The following is a 3017-nucleotide window of genomic DNA, read 5'->3' on the forward strand; positions in this document are numbered from 1 at the left end:
GGCCCGGGGAGGCGTTGCGGCATGCTGCGCGGCATGCGTTTGTGCATGGGCTGCATGTGACGTTGCTGGTGAGTGCGGGGTTGTTGTTGCTGGGGGCGGTGATGGCGCTGCGGTTGCCTCGGGCCATGGAGTGTGGGGCGGCGGCTGGGGTTGAGGTGCCTGGGCCTCGGGAGGCGGAGTCTTCGCTGCGGGTGGAGTCTGTCGGCTGACTGTTTGGTGTCGGCTGACCGTTTGATGTGGTTGCGCTTTCATGCGTTTCCCGCCCGCACCGCCCGTGAAGGGCGCCGGTCCTGTGCGGGTTTCCCGTGGCGCGTCCTCGCCGTCGGCGGCCGCGGGTCCGTATGGCCGGTCCGTATGGGGGTGTGAGGCCCCCAGGCATCTCCGCCCCGCCCCGCGTGAAGTTGTTCTGGACGTGCGCGACACTGCGTCGTAACGTCGGGCCTCGCCCGTGGTTAACAGTGCTAGTTTTCCGTGCCGGAGGCCCCTGTCATGTCTGCTTCCTCTTCGTCGAGCTCTTCATCGAAGCTGCCGCCGTTCGATCCCGCTGATCCGCTCGGTGTCGATGATCTGTTGAGTGCGGAGGATCTGGCGGTCCGGGGGACCGTGCGGGCGTGGGCGGCGGATCGGGTGCTGCCGTATGTGGCCGAGTGGTACGAGAAGGGTGAACTGCCCGGGATCCGGGAGCTGGCGCGGGAGTTGGGGGAGATCGGCGCGCTGGGGATGTCGCTCGACGGGTACGGGTGCGCCGGGGCCTCCGCGGTGCAGTACGGGCTCGCCTGTCTGGAGCTGGAGGCCGCCGACTCCGGGATCCGCTCGCTCGTCTCCGTGCAGGGATCCCTCGCGATGTACGCCATCCACCGCTTCGGGAGCGAGGAGCAGAAGCAGACGTGGCTGCCGAGGATGGCCTCGGGCGAGGTCATCGGGTGCTTCGGGCTCACCGAGCCCGATCATGGATCCGATCCCGGGGCCATGCGCACGTACGCCAAGCGGGACGGCTCGGACTGGGTTCTGACCGGGCGGAAGATGTGGATCACCAACGGGTCCGTGGCCGGCGTGGCCGTGGTGTGGGCCCAGACCGATGACGGGATCCGTGGGTTCGTCGTGCCCACCGACCGTCCCGGGTTCTCCGCACCCGAGATCAAGCACAAGTGGTCACTGCGGGCCTCGGTCACCAGCGAGTTGGTGCTCGACGAGGTGCGGCTGCCGGGCGATGCGGTGCTGCCCGGCGTCACCGGGCTGAAGGGGCCGCTCAGCTGTCTGTCGCACGCCCGGTACGGGATCGTGTGGGGCGCGATGGGCGCCGCGCGCTCCAGTTTCGAGACGGCGGTCGAATACGCGAAGACGCGCGAGCAGTTCGGGCGGCCCATCGGCGGCTTCCAGCTCACCCAGGCCAAACTCGCCGACATGGCGGTCGAACTGCACAAGGGAATTCTGCTCGCCCATCATCTGGGGCGGCGCATGGACGCGGGACGGCTCCGTCCCGAACAGGTCAGCTTCGGCAAGCTCAACAACGTACGAGAAGCGATCGACATCTGCCGTACGGCGCGGACGATTCTCGGCGCCAACGGAATCTCGCTCGAATACCCCGTGATGCGGCACGCCACGAATCTCGAGTCGGTGCTGACGTACGAAGGCACCGTCGAGATGCACCAGTTGGTACTGGGCAAGGCGCTCACCGGTCTCGACGCGTTCCGGTAGGCGAGTTCCTACCGCGGCGCCGAGAGGCGGGTCCGGTGAGCGGCCCTGCTCAGCTCTGGTTGAAGAAGCCGTCCGCGCGGCGGCCGGCGGGCTCCCCGCTGACGATTTCGGTGTCGGCGGGGGTCAGTAGGAAAACCCGGTTCGACACGCGCTCGATCGAGCCGCGCAGGCCGAAGATCAGGCCGGCCGCGAAGTCGACGACGCGCTTGGCGTCGGCCGCCTCCATGGCCGTGAGGTTCATGATGACGGGAACGCCGTCGCGGAAGAGCTCGCCGATGCCACGGGCGTCCCGGAAACTGTCCGGGGTGACCGTGCCGATCCGGCGGCCCTTCTCCTCGGCCGCTTCCGACGCCACCTTCACACGCGGATCCGTGACCCAGGCATCCCTGGCTCCGGTCTCGGATCCTTCGGCGTAGTCGTCGTCGTAGTAACGCTCGTCATCGTTGTCGTCGACGAGGCCAAGCCAGGCACTCGCCTTGCGCACCGATCCCATGTGGACGCCTCCTCTCACAGCGGTCTTTCTTTTCTCCGCATCCCCATGGTCGTGCATGATGCGGATGTCGCGCCAAGGGGATAGACGCCGCGCGGGGGTTTCGTGACGGTACTGGTGCACAGCGAATTCGTCGAGAGGCCGCGTACCCCAAGGGTCGTGCCGTACACCGCTGCTGACTGAGAGTGAAATATGATTCTTCACGGCGGACGGGTGACGGCTGGGGCGTACGGGTGAACGGGGTGGTCGGTACGATGCCGCAGCTCAACGTCGTATACATCACGGGGGATCGTCGTGTTCGGAATCGTCAGGCCCTGCACTCATCGGCTCGGGGAAAGCCTCAAAACCCAATGGATGGCGCATTTGTGCGGGCTGTGTCTCGCGCTTCGCGGGGATCACGGACAGTTCGCACGGGTCGTCACGAACTACGACGGCTTGCTGATATCGGTTCTGACGGAGGCTCAGGCCGAGCGCGCCAGTGGATGGCGGCGCACGGCGGGGCCCTGTCCATTGCGCGGAATGCGGAGCGCTTCGGTCGCCCAGGGTGAGGGAGCCCGGCTCGCGGCCGCCGTCTCGCTGGTGCTCGCCTCCGCGAAGGTGCGCGATCACATGGCCGACGGAGACGGGTTGTTGGCCCGTCGGCCGGTGGCGCTCGCGGCCCGCCGGGTCGCCGCGAACTGGGGGCGGGCGGGTGCCCGCACGGGTTCGGACGTCGGCTTCGACACCGCCGTGCTGGTCGACGCCGTGGACCGGCAGGTGGGCATCGAGGCACTCGCCGGGCTCGGCACCCCGCTGCTGGCCGTCACCGAGCCGACCGAGACCGCAGATC

Annotated in this window: 3 protein-coding genes and 1 pseudogene; 3 read left to right on the plus strand and 1 reads right to left on the minus strand. The window is 68.1% G+C overall.

Going from position 1 to position 3017, the window contains the following annotated elements; translation table 11 throughout:
• Nucleotides 1-209, plus strand: a pseudogene (locus O3Q52_RS51335) (MFS transporter); the annotation flags it as partial.
• Nucleotides 210-489: 280 nt separating this feature from the next.
• Nucleotides 490-1698 (plus strand): acyl-CoA dehydrogenase family protein, encoded by a 1209-nt coding sequence (locus O3Q52_RS51340; RefSeq protein ID WP_269655282.1) that lies wholly within the window; start codon nt 490-492, stop codon nt 1696-1698.
• Nucleotides 1699-1747: 49 nt separating this feature from the next.
• On the opposite strand, the gene O3Q52_RS51345 is transcribed toward O3Q52_RS51340, so the two are convergent.
• On the minus strand, nt 1748-2191 hold the full coding sequence (locus O3Q52_RS51345; protein WP_143635919.1) for a cell division protein SepF: 444 nt from the start codon (nt 2189-2191) through the stop codon (nt 1748-1750).
• A 291-nt stretch (nt 2192-2482) separates the two neighbouring features.
• Here O3Q52_RS51345 and O3Q52_RS51350 point away from each other — a divergent pair.
• The coding region (locus O3Q52_RS51350; protein WP_269655283.1) for a DUF5685 family protein at nt 2483-3017 on the plus strand (535 nt) is incomplete at its 3' end.

Origin of the sequence: Streptomyces sp. ActVer (assembly GCF_027270795.1) — a bacterium.
GTDB classification, from domain to species: Bacteria; Actinomycetota; Actinomycetes; order Streptomycetales; family Streptomycetaceae; genus Streptomyces; species Streptomyces umbrinus_A.

What these genes read in the sequence shown, in the direction of transcription:
- O3Q52_RS51340 (WP_269655282.1), top strand. Translation starts at nt 490, where the DNA reads ATGTCTGCTTCCTCTTCGTCGAGCTCTTCATCGAAGCTGCCGCCGTTC.
- O3Q52_RS51345 (WP_143635919.1), bottom strand. Translation starts at nt 2,191, where the DNA reads ATGGGATCGGTGCGCAAGGCGAGTGCCTGGCTTGGCCTCGTCGACGAC.